Genomic DNA, 17,654 nt, shown 5'->3' on the forward strand with positions numbered 1-17,654 from the left:
AACCCGATCTGCTCTGCTGCTGGTGGAGGCGGTGTCCTTGACTACCTATGTCAGCTTCTTGCTTCTGCGCACGGACTCTGGGTCTTCTTGGCATCTGTGAACTTTCAGCCTAGAAGTCCCTGTACATCCCCTACCTCCCCCGCCGGGGGGATCATCCGGCCCGACTTCCCCACGGCCAGCCACTAATGGGCCACATATGAAGCCGACCCACAAAGCACCGTTGAGGCGTGGATCTTCTCGTGGCCTGTTCCACAGGGCCGGTGGACGTGCCCCTGTGGCTGGGTCAGACTGGGGGCCAGGCCACTCGTCGACGCGCCACCGGAAGAGGATTTGATCCTCCATGGAGCATCTGAGCCACTTCGCCCGTGAGTTCCTGAAAGCGCTGCGGAATCTGTTGCCCATCGTGGTCGTGGTGGTGGTGTTCCAGCTGCTGGTCTTCCGCCAGATGCCCGAGGACCCGTTGCGGCTGGTGGCGGGGTTGCTGATCGTGGGCGTGGGCATCGCCGTGTTCCTCCAGGGCCTGGATCTGAGCGTGTTCCCGGTGGGCAAGAACCTGGCCAATCAGTTCACCCGGCGCGGGGCGCTGGGGTTGTTGCTGCCCTTCGGCTTCGCGATCGGTTTCGCCGCCTCGGTCGCCGAGCCGGCCCTGATCGCGGTGGCCGAACAGGCCGAGCTGATCAGCGATGGCCGGATCAACAGCCTGACCTTGCGCCTGGTCGTGGCCGTGTCCGTGGGCCTCGTGCTGATTCTCGGCATCTTGCGCGTGCTGCGGGGGTGGCCGGTGCACCGGTTGCTGATCGGCGGCTACGCCCTCGTGCTGGCGGCCACGTTCGTGGCCCCGGCGGAGATTGTGGGCCTGGCCTACGACTCCGGGGGTGTGACCACCAACGTGGTGACGGTGCCCCTGATCGCGGCCATCGGGCTCGGGCTGGCCAACTCGATCCGCGGCCGCAGCACCTTCGCCGACGGCTTCGGCCTGGTGGCGCTGTGCGTGATGGTCCCCATGATCGGGGTGCAGCTCTACGGCATCTGGGTCTACACCGTCGCCGGCTCCGGGCCCGTCTCGACCCCCGCCACCCCGGGAGCGGATGCCCCATGGTTGGTGGCACACGTGCTGGGCCTGGCCGAGATGATCCGGGAGATCCTACCGATGGTCGCCGTGGTGGTGTTCTTCCAGTACGTCGTGCTCCGCCACCGGCTGGTCCACGGGATGCGGGTGGTCGTCGGGTTCGTGATGGTCCTGCTGGGGCTCTACGCCTTCGTGGTCGGGCTGAAGATGGGGCTCTTCCCGCTGGGCACGCAGATGGCCGAGCAGTTGATCGCCCGCGGGGCACCGGCCCTGATCCTGCTGTTCGCCCTGCTGATCGGCTTCGCCACCACCATGGCCGAACCGGCCCTGGTGGCCATCGCCGAACAGGCCCAGGCCGTCTCCCCGGCCGGGATCAGCGCCACCGCCCTGCGACTGACCGTCGCCGCCGGGGTGGCCGTCGGCATCACCATCGGCGTCTACCGCATCCTGGCAGGCGGGCCCCTGCACTACTTCATCATGGCCTCCTACGCGGTCGTCATCGTGCTGGTGACCCTGGCGCCGAAGTACATCGTGGCCCTGGCCTTCGACCTCGGGGGCGTGACCACCTCGGAGGTCACCGTTCCCCTGGTCACCGCCCTGGGCATCGGGCTGGCCAGCGCGATCGAGGGCCGCAGTCCGCTGATCGACGGCTTCGGGCTGATCGCCTTCGCCTCGATCTTCCCCATCATCTCCGTGCTGGTGTATGCCATGGTGCTGGAGAGAGTTCCCCGCCTGCGGAAGGACCCGTCATGAAGTTCACCGCCCTGATCGTCATCGCCCCCACCGATCTGGAGGACACCGCGATCAAGGTCGCCCAGGCCGCCGGGGCCACCGGGGTCACCATCCTTCCGGGCAAGGGCATCGGCGGGCAGACCAAGAAGACGTTCTTCGGGCTGACCTTCGAAGGCTCCCAGTCCGTGCTGCTGATGGTCGTGGGCAGCCACCTGACCACCCCGATCCTCAAAGCCCTGCACGAGATCCTCGCCGACCGCGGCGGCTCCCGGGGGTTGGCCTTCTCCGTGCCGATCGAGCACCTCACCGGGATCGACACCCGCCAGATCGCCCGGTTCGAGGAGTACATGCGCCGCGAGGACACCTGAGGAGGACACCTGACCCAGCGCCGTTCCCGACCACCCGTCGCCCCCACTGGATCCCTGAGGAGGACCCCATGCTGACCGTCCAAGACGTCATGGTGGCCGAGGTCATCACCATCTCCCCCTACGCGACCCTGCGCGAGGCGCTGTCGACCATGCGCACCCGCCGGGTCAAAAGTCTGGTGGTGGAACGCCAGCACGCCCACGACGCCTACGGTTTGCTCAGCTACAGCGAGCTGCTGCGCGCCATTGTGGCCGAAGAAGGCGACGTGGACCTGCTCAACGTCTACGACGCCGCCGTGAAACCGGCCGTGACCGTGGGCGAGGACCTCTCCGTCCACCAGGCCGCGGCCCTGATGACCCGCTTCCGCCTCAACCGCCTGGTCGTGGTCCGCGGCAACGACCTCATCGGCCTGCTGGCCATGAACGACATCCTCGCCCGACTCATCGACGACCTCACCGGACCCGACATGTGAAACCGGAACACCCATGCCACCCACAGAAGGAACCCCGTGGACCCACCACCGCGTGATGCACATGTGCCTCACGGTGCTGACGGTGACGGTCGTGCTGGCCTTCACCGTGGGCTTCTACCTCTGGATCGTGCACCGGGACTGGCTCCTCATCGCCCTCGCAACCTGGGCCGCCATCGCGCTGCTGGCCACCATCAGCGCCGACAAACGCCACTCACGAGATCCCTCAACGCGATGAGGTCCGCCCCGGGGCGCAGGCCGCACCAGGGCGCTACGCACAGGTCGATGAACACCCAGGAATCTTACCGCGAGAATGTTTGGGCACGGGACCGACCCTGCCTCCAGACACGTCCTCGCCATAGCGTGCTGCAATGAGCGCAAGACCCCGCGGCCCCCCAAGCGCAACACCTCCACCACATGGGAGGGGCTGCGCTCCGCGGCGCCCATCTCTACTGCCCGGCCCCAGAAGCAACAAAGATCAGAGCCTCGAGGCCGAAAATTGACCATATGTAAAGCAATCTGCACAGAGGATCTGGAAAGGGCTTGTAAGTGTCGTCGCCTCAACCCCGACGACGAACGGCTCTCCGCCCACGTCGAGGCGATGGTCAAAGGGGCGATGATCGGGCTGATGATCCGCAGACCCGCCTCCACCCCTGGTGCGCCACCATGGTCCCATAAGCCCTTTCCCGGCACGTTGCAACGGCCTGGAAGCTGGCCGAGTTCAGCCGACGTGCCAGTGACGGCGAATGAGCTCCTCACGAGTCGCCTCGTCCTGTGCGAGCTCCCCGACCGGCGTGGCGTCGTCGGTGTCGCGTAAGCCCCCGAGCACGGCGTCGATGAGCGCACCGGGGAATACGCCGTCGGCCTCGAAGATCTCGCGCTCGGCCTCGAGCATGTCGGCCGACTCCGCGCACGAGGTGGGCAGCCGCTCGAAGTCATCGTGGCTGGCGGTGCTGAGCCGCTCGGCCAGCTCCAAGCTCCCGGGATCACTCAGCCCACGCTTCGCCGCGACGGCCATGCCGGCCAGGAGCAGGTGCACGTCAGCCGAGCCGTCGCCGAGCCGGAGCTCGACGGTCTGCGGGTGCGTGGCGGGTTCAGGGATGGGCTCGGCGTTGCCAGGATTGGCGTGGGCGACCATGTCGGCCAGCACGTCCCCACCCCAGGCCAGTGGGACTCGGACCAGACCGGTGCGGTTCTTCTGACCCCAGCAGATGCTCTCGGGTGACTCCTCACCGTCGGTGAATCGCAGGTAGGACGTGGGGACCGTGTTGCCGAACGCGGTCAGCGCCCTGGCCGCCGAGAGGTAGCCGGCGATCAGCCGACGCCCGGTGTCGTTGATCCCCTCCTCGCCGACGATAGTGCTCACACCGTGGCGCACCAGCCGGCTGTGAATGTGCAGGCCGCTTCCTGCGCCCTTGCCGCTCACCAAGGGAGCGAACGTCGCCTCGAGACCGTGGGCGTGGGCGACTTCGCGCACCACCCACTTCGCCAGGACGAGGTTGTCGGCCGCCTGCTCCAAGGGCACGGGTTGGAGCTCGATCTCGTGCTGCACCAGCTGCCGGTCGTCCTCGAGGATGTTGCCCACCTCGCCGTGGGCATACTTCAACGGCACCCCCATGGCGCAGAGGTGACCCATCACCTGCTCCCGGACCCGCTGGCCCTTCGAGAAGGGCCCCGACTCCTGATAGCCGCGCTCCTCCTCGACGGGGTAGATCCGCTCGGGCTCGTCGACGAGGTAGTACTCCAGCTCGCCGAAGGCTTCCAGCGTCATGCCGGTCTCCTGCGTCAGCACCTCGGCAGCGCGGCGCACCACCTGCTCGCGCGCGTAGGACAGCGGCTTGCCGACCTCGTCGTAGAAGGAGCACAACACGTCGAGCGACCACCGCTGGCCGAAGGGGTTGAGGAAGGCGGTGCGGTGACGCGGAACGATGTAGACGTCGCTGTTATCGGTATCGGTGCCGGCAAAGACACTGGAGCCGTCCACACGCTCACCCCGCGTCAGCACCTCGATGAGGTGCTCGCGCGAATTAATGGGGAAGGCCAGGGTCTTCAGACGCCCGTCGCCGCCGACGTAGCGCAGGTTCACCTGGTGCAGCCCCAACTGTTCGATCGCCTGCACGAGGTCGCCGCCGGTGAAGTCGGCCGAGGGCTTGCCGAGCAGGCGGACGATCGGGTGGGGCTCGAACGCGTCGATGGCCATACTCCGTTCTACCAGCGTCGAAGTGCGTTCTACCAGCGTCAAGATACAGAGGCCCTCCCGAGAGCGACCGGTCCTGCGACTGGTGCTGGCCGCGTGTCGAGCCGGTGACACCCTGGGCGTGGCCGAACTCGACCGACCTGACCTACAGGGCGGCCGGGGAGGATGTTGCTGTGCCCGCTCCCTATCCCTCAGAGTTCCGTGACGACGTCATGCGTCAGGCCCGCAACCGCGAGGACGGTGTGCCATTGGCGCAGATTGCTACCTCAACTGCAACGCCGCCCTCGTATGCAGTGTCCGGTAGCTGGCCATATGTAAAGTAAAAATCTAGGCGTCTCCTGCACTTGCCGTCCATGGGCTGACCACCGCATGCACAGCCACACCCTTGAACCTCGGATGCGCTCGTCCTACGAGCAAGCCAGGTCAGATATCGCCTGATCGTGCGGGAGTCCCGAGGCTGGAGTCGTCTCGATCCATGTAAGAGCCGTCCGCCATTAGGTCATGGTCGTCGGGTCGGGCGGGTATCCCAGCGGTGGCGGGTCCAGGCCTGGCGGATCAGGCGCCGGGTGATGATGACGGCGATGGCCAAGGCGATGAACGCCTCAATCACCCCGGTCCGGCGCTCGGCGCAGATCGCCAGCTTCTTGAATCCTCGGTTGTGCCAGGAGTTCGTCCGTTCCACGCCCCAGCGGGCCGTGTTCTGGATCGGGGCGGGTACGCCCTTGATCGCGCTCCTGGCTTCACCACCGAGCTCGGCGAGCAATGCACGGGTGCCCTTCGAGTCGTAGCCGGCGTCCAGATGCACCGTGATCCACTGCGGGAGGTCGAAGCCAAACCGGGACAGCGTCTCCAGCGTGGGGCGCAACAGCGGGGAATCGTGGCGGTTGGCCGCAGCGACAACTGCTCCCAGCGGGGTCCCGGCGCCGTCGACCAGCAACGACCGTTTCGTACCCTGTTTGCCGCGGTCCACCGGTGACCGCCCGGCGACCTCGCCCCCGCACGGGGCCTTGGTGATGCACCCGTCTACGGCCAAGGTCACCAGATGGAGGCTGACCATTTTCTCGTAGCCATCCAGGCAGAGCTGCTCCAGCTCCTCGAAGGCTCCGGCGTTGATCCACTCATCGCGCCGGCGGCGGATGGTGGTGGCCGAACACGTCGTGTCGGCAATCTTGTCGTAGTCGGCCTCGAGGACGAGGACCTGCACGAGCTTGTCGAACGCCGCCCGGTCCGAGTTCCGTGGCCGGTGGCAAGCCAACGGATGCTCGTCCACCATAGGAGGAATCTGCACCTGGAACTGGTCCCAGATGGGCTCGATGACGCATGATCGAACAGCAGGCACGAGTGCTCCCGGTCAACACAATGATTCTCAACGAATCCGTGTTTACTAGGTGTCGCGCCTGTCTCATGCCACCGCTCAACCACGCCTATCGGCAGAACCAATTACACTTGCACATCGTTCTCGACCGTTTGTAGCTGACGGACCTGTTCAAGCATGCGTCGCAGCAAGTCATTGAGTCGACTGATATCGTCGTCAGACAAATTGGCCAATATAATCTCTTGCCCGCGCATGGAGATGGGCAACATGGCATTGTGCATCTCTGCACCAGCCTGGGTGAGATACATAGGTCGGGATCCACGTGGTCCATCAGTCAAGAGCACCAAGCCGCGTTCAGACAGTATGTTGACGCTTTTCGAGATGACCGCCTTATTGAGCACGAGGAAGTCCGACACCTCGCTAGCGGATGCACCAGGACGAATCGCCAAGGCCGAAATCACCCGCCAGTCGTTGGTACCAAGTCGGAAGTGCCGGCGCATTTCATGCGACTCGCGCCAGACGAGCACGTTGGACAGTAGGGAAATCAGCCTTGGTGTGAAGTTCTCCGGGTCAATACCTTCGGCCAGCGGTTCCGTCACAGCTTCGGGAGGCGTTGATGATCGAGGCCATTGCAATATTTCGCTTGGCATGACACTCCTTTTGGTGGCGGGCAAACGTGACACTTCGATCAATCTAATGTTGAGTTTCACGAGAGCACATAGCCCCCGCCATTCGCGCCTCGGCCCGCAGAAACCTCAACCGTGGGGCTGGTGGTGCCGACTCACTGCCCATGGGGCTGGATCCTCTGACGCCGCACGGACGGCCGGCGTGGATCCTGGAAGAAAAGCTCGCGTGCTTCACCGCATTTGCCCACCCATCGGCACGATGGGCACCCAGCACGAGACATTTTACCCATCCATGCTAGGACCTGTCTCCCAATAGGTCCTGACCCAGGCGGTACTAATGCGAAGCACGGCTGCGCCGCGGCAGATCAGTACGAGCTTGTCGAAGCGTGTCCGGAGGCCTCACTACTGCTGGAAGACATCGACGGAGCGTTCGACAACATCGCGGCCCTTGTAGTTTCCGGCGTCGAAGAACGGTGGCCGGCCACCTTGGGCCCCGCAGTGCTTCGGTGGCCGGCCTAGTCATCCTTTTCCGGCATCACTGCAGTGGCACCCCAGGCTTGCAGCCGGGAGGCTATGGAATCGGAGGCAACGGCCTTGTCCGCCCGTCGCCGCCCCGGGCAATTTCGGGGGCGGACCGTGGCGGACCACCCCACAGATGCCGCTTCAGACGTGGGAACGCCGGGGGGTCCCCGGCTTGCCCGGGACCGCCGGGCACCTCCGGAACCGTCGGCTAAGGAATTGCTCATGCTCGGGGGCCCGCCACGGGAGCGGCCCACCGCGGGATTAGCCATCTCGGCGGACAGATTGGTGCAGGTCGATCCCGGCCCCCGCGTCGCGAGCGAAGTTCGCCGCATGCTGATGGGCCTGATTGATGGTGGGGTTCACCGATACCGCCCAGTCGATGAGCCCGACCTTGTCGGCATCAGTCAGCAACGCGGCCAAGATCCGGTCCCAGGTCCCGTCGGCGCTGTAGCGCCGGTGGCGTTTCCACACGGTCTGCCAGGGCCCGAACTCTTCTGGCACCTCGCGCCAGGCGATCTCCCACCGGTAGCGAAAGAGGATCCCCTCCACCACGGGACGGTCATCGCGGAACGGCCGACCCCGCTTTCCGTCAGAGGACGGCAACAAGGAGTGGATCCGTTCCCACTGGTCATCGGTCAGCACAGCAGCACAGGACATGCCCCCAGCGTGGCAGAACCGGCCACACGAATAAAGAGACATGTTGCGGCCGGGAGTTTTACGACCAAACCTGTTTACAAGTAAACAGGACACTGTTAGCCTCGTCACATTCAGCGCCGGAAGCCGGCGTGTGTGACCACCAGTGAATCGATGGCGGCGACGAGAGTCGCGCAGGTCGACGTCGGTGTCATTCAATGAGGAGGCATGAGATGGGCCCAACAAGCCTGCAAACTAGCGAGAACCCGCACACCGTTGAAGAGCTGGAGGACCTTGCTTTTGAACTGAGGTCGAAGCTGTTGCAGCTGTGCGGCACCTATGAGGGGGCCGTCCATATCGGTGGTGACCTTTCCGCTGCGGACATCTTCACCGCGCTCTACCACTACGGCCTCAACGTCGATCCCACGGACATCGCCAATCCCGCCCGTGATCGTTTCGTGCTGAGCAAGGGCCACGCCGCAGTGTGCATGTACATTGCGATGGCGATGCGCGGATTCATCTCCTACGAAGGCATCGTCAATACCTACGGCCAGCTCGACAGCGCCTACGGCATGCACCCCTGCAAGGTGCAGCTGCCCGGGGTGGAGTGCTCGACGGGGTCTCTAGGCCACGGGCTGCCGTTGGCAGTGGGGATGGCGCTCAGCGCCAGGGGCCGGAGCGAGTCGCACCGCGTTTTCTGCCTGCTCGGTGACGGTGAGACTGGTGAGGGATCCGTCTGGGAAGCGGCTATGGCTGGGCGTAGTAACGAACTCGGCAATCTCGTTGCCTTCATCGATCGCAACCGTCAGCTGATGACCAGTTTCGCGGAGGAACGAGTGGTCTTCGAGCCCTACCCGGACAAGTGGGCGGCGTTCGGTTGGAACGTCGTCAACATTGACGGTCACGACATGGGCCAGCTCGTCGATGCGCTCGACGGGCTGCCTGCAGCTGACAGCAAACGGCCGACCGTGATCATCTGCGAAACGGTCAAGGGCAAAGGCGTCGACTTCATGGAGCACAACCTCGCCTGGCACGCCGGCTCGCTGGGGGCGGCCGATCTGGAGCGTGCGATGAAAGCCCTCGAAGCATCCCGTGAGAAGGAGTCAGTCTGATGCCCGTGACATTCACTTTTGGAGACATGCTCTCCGCACGATCCGTCATCGGATCGACGTTGGCCGAACTCGGCGACGAGTACGACAACCTGTGGGTTCTGACCCCCGACATCGGGGCGACGCTCGTGGAGTTCCGCGACAAATTCCCGGAACGCTTCCTCGATGTGGGTCTCGCCGAGCAGGCGTGCGTCGGTATCTCAGCGGGCCTCGCCTACGACGGCAACATCCCGGTGGTTTCCGGCATGCTTCCTTTCCTCAGCATGCGTGCGCTCGAGCAGGTACGAACCGACGTCTGTTATCCGAATCTTCCCGTGAAGATCATCGGCACCCATGGTGGACTCGTCGGCAACGGCGGCTCTACGCACTACGCTGTCGAGGACCTCGCCCTCATGTGCGCCCTGACGAACATGACCGTCACTTCTATTGGTGACCCCATGATGGTCGGCGAAATCATTCGCCAATCAATGACCATGCAGGGACCGATCTACATCCGCCTCGCCGTGGGCAAGAAGGACAGGGTGCTGTACGAGCCCGGGCAGCACGATGTGCGGATCGGTAAAGGAATCATCGCCCGTGAAGGTACGGACGCCACGATCTTCGCTCACGGCACAGTCGTCGCTCAAGCCTTGGATGCTGCAGAAAAGTTGGCGAAGGACGGTCGCGCAGTGCGTGTCGTTGACATGTTCACGCTGAAGCCCATCGACGAGGAACTCATCGCGCAGTGCGCCGCTGAGACCGACGGTAGGTTTGTCATCCTCGAGGATCACCTCGCATACGGCGGACTGGCCTCCCGGGTTGCTGACGTCGTCGCTGACCGCAACATCCACCTCACCGCCTTCGAGCGCCTCGGAATCCCCCAGGTGTACGCCGGCTTCGGGGACGACGAGGAGCTGCGCGACAAGCACGGCTACGGACTTGAGGCGACCATCGCCGCCACTCGGCGAGTCATCGCCGCCCAGCCCTGAGCCACCGACCGACGCGCTCAACGGAGAGACAAGATGAAAACAGTAGCTGTCACCAAGATCGGAAGTCTCCGCGACCCTGACGAACAGGCGCGCGGTCGCATCGGCCTGGTCGACCTCCCGGAACCACCGCTCGGTCCTGAAGATGTCCGAATCCGCGTCGCCTACTCGGCAATCTGCGGATCAGACCCCCACCTAGCCGAAGGCTTCTTCGGCACAGACGTGCCTATCGGACTCGGTCATGAACTCTCGGGCGTGATCGAGGCACTCGGAGCGAAAGCACATCGGAATGGATTGCAGGTGGGCGACCGGGTCGCGGGCAACTTCCTGCGGTTCTGCGGCACCTGCACGCCCTGTCGAGGCGGGCAGCAGCAGTTCTGTGAGCACATCCAGGAGTACAACCGTCCCGGCATGGCCGAGACGGTGTCCTGGCACGAGTCACAGGTCTACAAGTTGCCGGACAGTGTGTCGCTGTTGAAGGGATGCCTGCTCGAGCCGGTCTCCGTTGCAGTGCGGATCGCCGACAAGACCACTGTCAAGGTCGGAGATCGCGTGGCCATCTGCGGGGGTGGTCCGATCGGCCAGCTGGCCCTGCAAGTGCTGAAGATGAACGGCGCCACCTCGCTCACCCTCATCGAGCCCATCGAAGAGCGCCGCGAGATGGCGCTCCGACACGGTGCGGACTTCGTGATCGATCCGCTCACCGAGGACCAGTACCAGCGCGCGGAGGAGATCACCGAGGGTCGTGGGTTCGATGTCGTGATCGACGCGTCCGGGTCACCGCGCGCCGTACGCGGGCTACTCGACATCGCAGCCAAGGGAGCAACGGTCGTCTACGGGGCGATGTACCCGCATGATTTCGAGATGCCACTGAACCTCTCGCAATACCTCTACCTCAAAGAACTCACTCTCACCGGCGTTTTTGTCTCGCCATACGCGTTCCCCCGCGCGCTGCAAATCCTGCCGTACCTCGAACTGGACGATCTGACTCAGTCAGTGTTCGACCTGGAGGATGCGGAGTCAGCCTTCGCCGTCCACGTGAGCGGTGAGCACGCGAAGGTGGTCATCCGGTGCAACGACATCGATGACGGGGTGCGTCTCGCATGACCATCCTGAATACACCTCCGCGCCAGGTCGACGTGCTCGATCGTGACCCTGCTCTCGAGACGCGGGACATCGTCAAGACCTTTGACGGCGTGCACGCACTCAACGGTGTAAGCCTCTCGGTGCAGCCAGGCGAAATCCATGCGCTGCTCGGTGAAAACGGCGCCGGAAAGTCCACGCTCATCAAGGTCGTCACCGGACTCTACGCCCCCGACTCCGGGCGCATCCTCCGCGACGGCGAAGAGGTCGAATTCGCGAGCGTCCGGGCCGCACACAAAGCCGGCGTCGCGGCGCTCTACCAGGAACTTTCGATCGTGCCGACGATCAGCGTGGCCGAGAATGTCCTGCTCGGCGAGAAGACACCGAACCGGGGTGGTTTGGTGAACTGGCGTGGTCTGAACAAACAGGCCAAGGAGTATCTCGACCGGTTGAACCAGCGCATCCCGCTCGACAAGCTCGCGGGCGAGCTCTCACCGGTGCAACAGACAATGGTCGCCGTCGCACGTGCTCTCGCCACCGACGCCCGTGTGTTGATCCTCGACGAACCGACGGCCTCGCTGACGGACCACGAGATTACCGACCTGTTCACGGTGCTCCGGGCATTGCGGGACGAGGGCGTCGCAATCATCTACGTTTCGCACCGGCTCGAGGAGGTTTTCGAGCTCTGCGACCGCCTCACCGTCATGCGTAACGGCGAGACCATCATCACCAAACGCGTTGGCGACACCTCTGTGAATGAGGTCATCTCCACCATGGTCGGCCGCCCTGCGGGAGAGCTTTTCCCGGAGCGCAGCACCTCGACCGACCAGGTCGTCCTCACCGTCGAGGGCTTGAACGGGCGCCGGGTGAAGGATGTGTCCTTCACCGCGCACGCCGGCGAGGTCCTCGGCATAGGAGGCTTGGCGGGCTCCGGGCGCAGCGAGTTGTTGCGTCTTCTCGCCGGCGCCCAGAAGCACTCGTCGGGGACGATCGCAATCTCCCACCAGGTCCTGCCGCACCACCCCGGCGTCGGCCGCGCCCTTGAGGCAGGGATCGCCCTGGTTCCCGAGGAAAGACGGAGCCAAGGCGTCATCCTGAGCGCTCCAATCCAGGACAACATCGCGATCGCCAACCTCAAATCGGTGAGCACGCTGGGATGGGTGTCCGATCGTAGCGTCGCAGATCTCGCCGATCGAGGGCTAACGAATTTGAGGATTAAAGCGCGCGGACCGCGGCAGCCCGTCGGGCAGCTCTCCGGCGGCAACCAGCAGAAGGTCGTGCTGGCCAAGATGCTCGCCCGCAAGCCCAAGGTGTTGCTGATGGACGAACCGACTCGCGGCATCGACGTGGGCACGAAGGCTGAGATCTATCGCCTGATCCGCGAACTGGCCGCCGGAGGCACCACTGTCGTTGCCGTCAGTTCAGAATTGCCCGAACTCATCGGGATGTCCGATCGCATCATCATCATGCACGAGGGTCGGATCTCCGGCGAAGTCCAGTCCGATGTTGCCGACGACGAACTCCTCCTCTCCTACTGCTACGGAAGAGCCCACTGACATGTCCAAGACAGAAATGCTCCCGCCAACGACGACGACAACCACGCGCGAGCACTCCCCGGTCTCTCATTTCTTTCGGCAGGGAGGCACCGTCTTCGCTCTGATCCTCCTCATCGCGTTCTTCGCGATGATGCGGCCGGAAGTGTTCCTCAGCTTCGGGAACATGCGCAATATCTTCGAGCAGATTGCCATCCTCACCATCATTGCCGCGGGGCAGACGGTCGTGATGGTAGTGGGTGACTTCGACCTTTCGGTGGGCACCAACGCGACCCTTTCGGGTGCTACGGCAGCGATGCTGATGATCGGAGGAACCCCGATACCCCTCGCAATCCTCGCGGCACTACTCGTTGGCGCCCTGGTGGGCGCGGTCAACGGTTTTCTCGTCGCGTTCCTCAAACTTTCGGCGTTCGTGGCGACCCTCGCGACCATGACGACAGTCGGCGGCCTGGCCTTCATGGTCACCAACGGCACCACGCTTTACGGAATGCCGGAAGACTTTTTCTGGATCGGCCAGAGCCGGCCGCTCGGAATCCCGATGCCCATCTTCTTTGCGTTGGCCGTGGCCGTCATGCTGTGGGTCGTGTTGCGGTTCACCACCGTGGGTCGGCGATGGTACGCAGTGGGCGGCAATGCCGAGGTTGCCCAATTGTCCGGCGTGAACGTTCAATGGGCCCGCTTCTTCGCCTTCGTCCTCGCGGGCTTGGCGTCCGCGATCGGCGGCATCATCCTGGTCAGCCGCCTGGGCAGCGCGAGCTCGGGAAGCGCGGACAACTACATGATGCTTGCTATCGCGGCGGTCTTCCTGGGCATGACCGTGCTGAAGTCGGGACAGGCCAATATCGGCGGCACCCTCGTCGGCGTCGGCATCATCGGAGTCATGAGCAACGGCCTGAACATCATTGGCGTGAACACCTACGTCCAGCAGGTTCTCACCGGGCTCATCATCATCGCGGCCGTCACGCTCTCATCCCTGAAAGCCAAGAACAAGTAGTTTCAGCGCTGCAGAACAATAATTTATACGCACACGAATTATTCATGCAATCACGAACAATCGGAGTAGATGATGAGCAGACGTAATACGACACTCGCCGGAATGGCTCTGGCTTCGGCGCTGGCACTGGCTGGTTGTTCCGGTTCGGCCAGCGGGGGAGGATCCGAGGAGACCTTCACGGTTGCTGCCTTCACGGCCGGCTACGGCACCCCTGTCGCCAAGGCGACCATGGACGCTTTCGTCGAGGAGAGCGAGGCAAAAGGCTGGGATGTCCGGCTCTACACGAGCGAATTCGACTACGACAAAATCAACACAGACGTAACCGGCGCCATCACGCAGGACGTGGACGCGATCCTTGCCGGATTCCCAGACCCACGACAGATCACGCCCCTGGTGAACGCCGCGGAGAACGCGGACATCCCGATTTTTTCGATCGACGGCGGGGTGGAACCCAACGATGACTTCACTGTCGATGTGACCTCAAATCAGCAACAGATCGCCGACCTCACGGTGGGCGCCCTCGAAACTGCCATGGGAGGTCTCGAAGGCAAGAACGTGATGGTCATCGGTCATGACCCCCACGTAGGGATCATGACACGCAGTCACATGGCAGCGGACCTCCTTGAGGAGGGTGGAGCGAACCTTGCTGGCGGGGAGATCAAACAGGTATTGAATCCCGGAACGTCCCAAGAAGAGGCGCTGAGGTTTGTGACGGACTACCTTCAGGCCAACCCAGACGGGTTGGACGGGATCTGGGTCGGTTGGGATCACGCGGCAATAGGCGCTGTCCAGGCCATCAATGAGGCAGGCCGCGACGATATTCCTGTTACCGGTGTCGACGCCGTGGGCATCGCGCTGGAAGAGATCAAAAAGGACGGACCCTTCCACGCAACGGTCGTGCAGGACTGGCCCTTGGTTCTGGACGTGGTTCTGGAGGACATGGAAGCCTACGCGACGTCGGGCACCGAGCCCGAGGAAAACTTCGTCGAAACCGACGTCACCCTGGTCACTCGGGACAACGTCGACGAGATCCAGCCCACCGATTGACGGGGGTGTCGTGGGGGATGGACATCATCCCGGCACGGAGCCCGTCCGGCAGAAGCAAATCAGAATCCAAGAAAGGGAGAATCATGCGCTTGGAAGGCAAAGTCGCCATTATTACCGGCGGAGCCAGCGGAATCGGACGCGCAACCGTTCACAAATTTGTGCGCGAGGGAGCGCGGGTGCTGGTTGCCGACATCAATCTCGAACAGGCAGAGAAGGTGGTCGCAGAGGTGGAGGCAGCAGGTTTTATGGGCACTGCAGCAGCGGCCCAGGTAGACGTTTCGCGCTTCGCGGAGGTCGAAGCAACTGTGGCGCGTGCCGTCGAGCTGTTCGGCGGGCTCGACGTCATTTTCAACAACGCGGGCATTGCCGGTGGCAGGCCACTGCTCGAGCACGATCCGGAAATCGATTATGCGCCGATGATCCGCATCGACCAGGACGGGGTTTACTACGGCATCCTCGCAGCTGGCCGGCAGTTCCGTGACCAAGGCAGGGGCGGCGTGATCATCAACACCTCGTCCATCTACGGCGAGCAGGCCGCAGAACTGGCCTTCTCGTACAGCGCGGCCAAGGCGGCCGTCATCTCGTTTACGAGATCTGCAGCCTACGAGCTGGCTGAGTACGGCGTGCGTTCCGTGGCAATCACCCCGGGCCGAGTTGGCACACCGATCATCAGTCAGTTCACCGATGAGCTCAAGCAGACGTTCGCATCGGAGCAGTTGCGCGGCGTCATGACTGAGCCTGATGAGATCGCCGACGTTGTCGCCTTCCTCGCCTCCGACGAAGCCAACGTGATCAACGGCACAGTGGTGCACGTCGACGACGGATATTCCAGTTTCAAGCAACGCCTCCTCCTGCCGGCATTCTGAGGTAGCGAAAATGCACCCTACGCTCGACGTGGCATGCCACCTCAACATCTTCGTGCCCGACGCATCATTGGAACAGCTTCCCTCGGCGCTCGATGCCATCGCCGCCGCCGGCTTCCGCCGGGTCGTGCTGCCACCGCTTGATGCGGACACCATCGACGTGGCGGCACTGGCCGAGATGTTCACGGTCCGGGATCTGACGCCGATCACCCTCGCGGGACAGAGCGCGCACGCCGACGTCTCCTCGGCGGAGGACGATGTGCGTGAAGCCGGAGCCGCCCTGCTCCGTCGAGCTCTCGATCTCACCGTCTCTCTCGGCGCAGACCAGCTCAACGGGGTACCCTACGGCGTTTTCGGCCACCCGACCGATCCGACCGACCGGGCCGCGTTCGAGAGGTCGGCAAAGGAGGTGGGGAAGATAGCCGACGAGGCCCACGACCGCGGGGTTCGCATGACCTTCGAAGTGCTCAACCGCTACGAGACCTCCGTCGTGAACACTGCCGCCCAGGCAATGGACTACATCTCAGCGAGCGGTTCCGAGAACCTCCGGATCCACCTGGACACCTTCCATATGGCTATTGAGGAGGAAGACGTGTCAGCTGCCATACGAACCGCGCTACCCAAGCTGGGCTACCTCGAGCTCGGCCAATCCGGGCGGGGCCTGCTCTCGACCGGAGCGGTCGATATCGCCGGAATCGTGCGCCAGGCCTTGGATGACGGCTACGAGGGACGATGGGGAGTTGAAGCGTTCTCTCGCCACAACCTCGACAGCGCAGCGGCCAACATGCTGGCCATATGGCGGAGTCCGTTCGAGGGCGGCGCGGCCTTCGCCGCTGACGCCACGTACATGCTCAACACCAGTGGGGCGGCGAACGTCCCGGCCGGACGTCAGTAACGCAGGCTGACGTACCGAAAACGAATCACGATGGCAACGACATGCTTTCCGTCGACAATCACCACGAACGGCTCAGATGGTGCGACGCGAGTGGTGATCGGCCCTATTCAGTACGAGAGTCGAGGGAGTCGGCATGGACGTCAGAGCGCGAACGGGACTCGGCGGTCCCGATTTTCGACCGGACGGGGCGCCGGGCCGCTCGGGCGGCGCTACGGATCGTGCTTTCGCCGCCCCACGGGTCGTGACTTTCACGCCCGCTCCCTCCATCGACAAGGTGTATTTCCTCGACCGAGTCCAGGTAGGGCACGTCAACAGGGCCAGGAGCGTGGACACGTACTTCGCGGGGAACGGGGTCAACGTAGCCAGGACCCTCCACCTGGCAGGCAATACGGTTTCGGCGGTTCTACCGATTGACCGGGAGCGAATCGCCGGAGGCGGATACGGTGATGAGCTCCTCAAAGTGGTCCGAGGCATCGACGTGGGAAGCCCGCTGCGCACCAATGTTATCGCCGTCGACGAAACAGGCACGACGACGAACATCAACGCGGTTCCAGCGCCTTTGGATCCTGACCAGTGGTCCGGTTTGTGCCGAGCCGTCATCGATGAGGTTCAGCGCATCGACGCCGATTGGTTCGTGCTGGGCGGCTCGCTGCCTGTCAACACGAGCACGGGCACATCAGTCGACATACAGCCTCTGTTCCACAGCATGCGCTCCTTGGGGGTCTCGATTTGCTTGGACTCGCCCGTCGGCGACAACACGCTTTCGAAGTGGTCCCGGGCATGTCAACCCGATGTGGTGAAGCCCAACATCAAGGAACTGATGACGATGACACGAATTACTGTGCGATGCCTGCGCGACGTCGTGGATGCCGCCAACCTGGTCAGGGCTTCCGGGGTCGACACCGTGCTGGCGAGCCTTGGCGCAGACGGCATCCTCGAGGTCAGTGCGCAGGGGATCCTGTGGGGGCGCGGCCCGCGAACGCAGGTCCTCAACACCACGGGAGCAGGAGACGCGGCGCTTGCCGGCTACCTCAGCGTCGCCCATCCGGAATCCCCTAGGACGGAGTGGTGTGACGAGGCCCTCCGGCGGGCCGTCTCGTGGGGTGCCCTCGCGGTGGGGCAGGCGACAACCGTGTTGCCCCACATCAGCACGGAACCCTACGAGGTCCGAATAGGTTTCCCCGAGCTGGACCGTCAACTCGCCTGAGCGCGTCTA

The 17,654-nt window shown here is 63.8% G+C and carries 17 protein-coding genes; 13 read left to right on the top strand and 4 right to left on the bottom strand.

From position 1 onward, the window contains the following. The first annotated feature begins 340 nt into the window (after nt 1-340). From ACFYE3_RS17065 to ACFYE3_RS17080, 4 genes are all read left to right on the top strand, one after another. Nucleotides 341-1,822 carry a DUF1538 domain-containing protein gene (locus tag ACFYE3_RS17065; RefSeq protein ID WP_387611087.1) on the top strand — a complete coding sequence of 494 codons (1,482 nt, stop codon included), beginning with the start codon at nt 341-343 and terminating at the stop codon, nt 1,820-1,822. Further along, on the top strand, nt 1,819-2,169 hold the full coding sequence (locus tag ACFYE3_RS17070; RefSeq protein ID WP_387611089.1) for a P-II family nitrogen regulator: 351 nt from the start codon (nt 1,819-1,821) through the stop codon (nt 2,167-2,169). The genes ACFYE3_RS17065 and ACFYE3_RS17070 overlap by 4 nt, the downstream gene beginning before the upstream one ends. Nucleotides 2,170-2,237: 68 nt before the next feature. Next, entirely contained in the window at nt 2,238-2,639 is a 402-nt protein-coding gene (locus tag ACFYE3_RS17075; protein WP_387611091.1) for a CBS domain-containing protein, read from the top strand. A gap of 13 nt (nt 2,640-2,652) precedes the next feature. Continuing rightward, a complete protein-coding gene (locus ACFYE3_RS17080; RefSeq protein WP_387611093.1) occupies nt 2,653-2,874 on the top strand; it encodes a hypothetical protein in 222 nt (73 codons plus the stop codon). A 483-nt stretch (nt 2,875-3,357) separates the two neighbouring features. On the opposite strand, the gene ACFYE3_RS17085 is transcribed toward ACFYE3_RS17080, so the two are convergent. The 4 genes from ACFYE3_RS17085 to ACFYE3_RS17100 all read right to left on the bottom strand — a co-directional run bounded on the left by ACFYE3_RS17085 (nt 3,358) and on the right by ACFYE3_RS17100 (nt 7,938). Beyond that, the gene (locus ACFYE3_RS17085; RefSeq protein ID WP_387611095.1) at nt 3,358-4,836 is read right to left on the bottom strand and encodes a glutamine synthetase beta-grasp domain-containing protein; all 1,479 of its coding nucleotides are present in this window, start codon (nt 4,834-4,836) and stop codon (nt 3,358-3,360) included. A gap of 496 nt (nt 4,837-5,332) precedes the next feature. Further along, nucleotides 5,333-6,172, bottom strand: a complete 840-nt coding sequence (locus ACFYE3_RS17090) for an IS5 family transposase (RefSeq protein ID WP_387611096.1) — start codon at nt 6,170-6,172, stop codon at nt 5,333-5,335. Between the two features lie 101 nt (nt 6,173-6,273). Continuing rightward, nucleotides 6,274-6,858 (bottom strand): MarR family winged helix-turn-helix transcriptional regulator, encoded by a 585-nt coding sequence (locus ACFYE3_RS17095; RefSeq protein WP_387611098.1) that lies wholly within the window; start codon nt 6,856-6,858, stop codon nt 6,274-6,276. Between the two features lie 699 nt (nt 6,859-7,557). Next, nucleotides 7,558-7,938, bottom strand: coding sequence for a transposase (locus ACFYE3_RS17100; protein ID WP_387611099.1), 381 nt, complete (start codon nt 7,936-7,938; stop codon nt 7,558-7,560). A 224-nt stretch (nt 7,939-8,162) separates the two neighbouring features. On the opposite strand from ACFYE3_RS17100, the gene ACFYE3_RS17105 reads away from it, so the two are divergent. The 9 genes from ACFYE3_RS17105 to ACFYE3_RS17145 all read left to right on the top strand — a co-directional run bounded on the left by ACFYE3_RS17105 (nt 8,163) and on the right by ACFYE3_RS17145 (nt 17,645). Then, nucleotides 8,163-9,041, top strand: coding sequence for a transketolase (locus ACFYE3_RS17105; RefSeq protein WP_387611101.1), 879 nt, complete (start codon nt 8,163-8,165; stop codon nt 9,039-9,041). Beyond that, nucleotides 9,041-10,006 (top strand): transketolase family protein, encoded by a 966-nt coding sequence (locus tag ACFYE3_RS17110; protein ID WP_387611103.1) that lies wholly within the window; start codon nt 9,041-9,043, stop codon nt 10,004-10,006. The genes ACFYE3_RS17105 and ACFYE3_RS17110 overlap by 1 nt, the downstream gene beginning before the upstream one ends. Nucleotides 10,007-10,039: 33 nt before the next feature. After that, the gene (locus ACFYE3_RS17115) at nt 10,040-11,110 is read left to right on the top strand and encodes a zinc-dependent alcohol dehydrogenase (protein ID WP_387611104.1); all 1,071 of its coding nucleotides are present in this window, start codon (nt 10,040-10,042) and stop codon (nt 11,108-11,110) included. Continuing rightward, entirely contained in the window at nt 11,107-12,642 is a 1,536-nt protein-coding gene (locus tag ACFYE3_RS17120) for a sugar ABC transporter ATP-binding protein (protein WP_387611106.1), read from the top strand. The genes ACFYE3_RS17115 and ACFYE3_RS17120 overlap by 4 nt, the downstream gene beginning before the upstream one ends. Before the next feature lies 1 nt (nt 12,643). Further along, entirely contained in the window at nt 12,644-13,633 is a 990-nt protein-coding gene (locus tag ACFYE3_RS17125) for an ABC transporter permease (RefSeq protein ID WP_387611107.1), read from the top strand. 102 nt (nt 13,634-13,735) lie between these two features. Beyond that, nucleotides 13,736-14,680, top strand: coding sequence for a sugar ABC transporter substrate-binding protein (locus ACFYE3_RS17130; protein ID WP_387611109.1), 945 nt, complete (start codon nt 13,736-13,738; stop codon nt 14,678-14,680). Between the two features lie 17 nt (nt 14,681-14,697). Continuing rightward, nucleotides 14,698-15,546 carry an SDR family NAD(P)-dependent oxidoreductase gene (locus ACFYE3_RS17135; protein WP_387611111.1) on the top strand — a complete coding sequence of 283 codons (849 nt, stop codon included), beginning with the start codon at nt 14,698-14,700 and terminating at the stop codon, nt 15,544-15,546. Between the two features lie 10 nt (nt 15,547-15,556). Then, the gene (locus tag ACFYE3_RS17140) at nt 15,557-16,438 is read left to right on the top strand and encodes a sugar phosphate isomerase/epimerase family protein (RefSeq protein WP_387611112.1); all 882 of its coding nucleotides are present in this window, start codon (nt 15,557-15,559) and stop codon (nt 16,436-16,438) included. A 241-nt stretch (nt 16,439-16,679) separates the two neighbouring features. Beyond that, the gene (locus ACFYE3_RS17145) at nt 16,680-17,645 is read left to right on the top strand and encodes a 1-phosphofructokinase family hexose kinase (RefSeq protein ID WP_387611114.1); all 966 of its coding nucleotides are present in this window, start codon (nt 16,680-16,682) and stop codon (nt 17,643-17,645) included. The last annotated feature ends 9 nt before the right edge of the window (nt 17,646-17,654 follow it).

This window comes from Kocuria arenosa (assembly GCF_042879215.1).
Lineage (GTDB): Bacteria > Actinomycetota > Actinomycetes > Actinomycetales > Micrococcaceae > Kocuria > Kocuria arenosa.

What these genes read in the sequence shown, in the direction of transcription:
- ACFYE3_RS17110 (WP_387611103.1), top strand. Translation starts at nt 9,041, where the DNA reads ATGCCCGTGACATTCACTTTTGGAGACATGCTCTCCGCACGATCCGTC.
- ACFYE3_RS17105 (WP_387611101.1), top strand. Translation starts at nt 8,163, where the DNA reads ATGGGCCCAACAAGCCTGCAAACTAGCGAGAACCCGCACACCGTTGAA.
- ACFYE3_RS17135 (WP_387611111.1), top strand. Translation starts at nt 14,698, where the DNA reads ATGGACATCATCCCGGCACGGAGCCCGTCCGGCAGAAGCAAATCAGAA.
- ACFYE3_RS17070 (WP_387611089.1), top strand. Translation starts at nt 1,819, where the DNA reads ATGAAGTTCACCGCCCTGATCGTCATCGCCCCCACCGATCTGGAGGAC.
- ACFYE3_RS17080 (WP_387611093.1), top strand. Translation starts at nt 2,653, where the DNA reads ATGCCACCCACAGAAGGAACCCCGTGGACCCACCACCGCGTGATGCAC.
- ACFYE3_RS17140 (WP_387611112.1), top strand. Translation starts at nt 15,557, where the DNA reads ATGCACCCTACGCTCGACGTGGCATGCCACCTCAACATCTTCGTGCCC.
- ACFYE3_RS17120 (WP_387611106.1), top strand. Translation starts at nt 11,107, where the DNA reads ATGACCATCCTGAATACACCTCCGCGCCAGGTCGACGTGCTCGATCGT.
- ACFYE3_RS17085 (WP_387611095.1), bottom strand. Translation starts at nt 4,836, where the DNA reads ATGGCCATCGACGCGTTCGAGCCCCACCCGATCGTCCGCCTGCTCGGC.
- ACFYE3_RS17065 (WP_387611087.1), top strand. Translation starts at nt 341, where the DNA reads ATGGAGCATCTGAGCCACTTCGCCCGTGAGTTCCTGAAAGCGCTGCGG.
- ACFYE3_RS17075 (WP_387611091.1), top strand. Translation starts at nt 2,238, where the DNA reads ATGCTGACCGTCCAAGACGTCATGGTGGCCGAGGTCATCACCATCTCC.
- ACFYE3_RS17115 (WP_387611104.1), top strand. Translation starts at nt 10,040, where the DNA reads ATGAAAACAGTAGCTGTCACCAAGATCGGAAGTCTCCGCGACCCTGAC.
- ACFYE3_RS17125 (WP_387611107.1), top strand. Translation starts at nt 12,644, where the DNA reads ATGTCCAAGACAGAAATGCTCCCGCCAACGACGACGACAACCACGCGC.
- ACFYE3_RS17130 (WP_387611109.1), top strand. Translation starts at nt 13,736, where the DNA reads ATGGCTCTGGCTTCGGCGCTGGCACTGGCTGGTTGTTCCGGTTCGGCC.